We start from the raw sequence: 1,061 nt of genomic DNA, 5'->3' as shown, positions 1-1,061 counted from the left end.
GACGCGGCCATCACCGCCGCGGACCTGACCATCGTCTCCGGCGACCTGATGCTGGTCCCGGACGCGATCCGGCTGGCCCGCCGCACCCTGGGCACGATCAAGGGGAACCTGTTCTGGGCGTTCGCGTACAACGTCGCCGCGATCCCGGTCGCGATGCTCGCCCTGCTCAACCCCATCCTCGCCGCCGCGGCAATGGCGTTCAGCAGCGTGTTCGTCGTCACCAACAGCCTCCGCCTGCGCCGCTTCCGCCCCCTGCCCACCCCGACCCGTGCCGGCGCCCCCGCCACCCGAGAGCCCGCGCCCGTCCAGGCCTAACCATCGCTCGAGAAGGAGACACACCATGTCCCACGACCACGACCACTCCGGGCACGACCACACGCACGGGCACGACCATGGAGGACACGAGCATGGTGCGCACGAGCATCACCATCACGAGCCGCCGGCGGGGGCGACGAACCTGGTGACCTGTCCGGTGATGCCCGGCAACCAGGTCGACCCGGCCTGGGCCGAGCAGCGCGGCCTGTTCCGCGACTACCAGGGCAGCCGGTACTGGTTCTGCTGCGCCGAGTGCGGGCCGCTGTTCGACGCCGACCCGGCCCGCTACGCGCACGCCGCCTGACCGGCCAGATAACCCGGTCGGAGATAGAGGGTGGACACGGCGGTCGGGCTGGTGCAGGCGTACCTGCGGGTCAACGGCTACTTCACCGTCGCCGAATACCCCGTGCTGGACGCCACCGGTCCCGGCGGTCCCCGCACCATCACCGACCTGGACATCCTCGCCGTACGGCTGCACCGCGCACCGGGAGCGTCCGGGACCGTCGACGCACCGCTGGACCCGGCCCTGGGTGCCGGGGGCGGAGCGGACATGATCGTCGGCGAGGTCAAGGAAGGCCGCCCGCACCCCAACCCGGCGATGCGGGACCCGGCCGTGCTGGAAGCCGCGTTCACCCGGTTCGGGTGCTGCGCCCCGACCGATGCCGCCCGGCTGGTCGCCGAACTGCTGGAAACGGGACGGACGGTGGCGCCGGAAGGGCGCACGATCCGCACGGTCGTGTTCGGCA

General features: G+C 72.0%; 2 protein-coding genes and 1 pseudogene. All 3 read left to right on the top strand.

The window, feature by feature from the left end:
* Positions 1–315, top strand: a pseudogene (locus DSP71_RS13030) (heavy metal translocating P-type ATPase); the annotation flags it as partial.
* Between the two features lie 25 nt (positions 316–340).
* Entirely contained in the window at positions 341–619 is a 279-nt protein-coding gene (locus DSP71_RS13025; protein WP_005049577.1) for a YHS domain-containing protein, read from the top strand.
* A gap of 30 nt (positions 620–649) precedes the next feature.
* On the top strand, positions 650–1,061 hold a 412-nt coding region (locus DSP71_RS13020), incomplete at its 3' end, for a hypothetical protein (RefSeq protein WP_147251314.1).

The sequence above is a fragment of the Microbacterium sp. H6 genome (assembly GCF_003314775.1).
Taxonomy (GTDB): domain Bacteria; phylum Actinomycetota; class Actinomycetes; order Actinomycetales; family Microbacteriaceae; genus Microbacterium; species Microbacterium oxydans.
The sequence above is the reverse complement of the archived record's forward strand: the minus strand, read 5'-3'. Positions and strand labels throughout refer to the sequence as shown.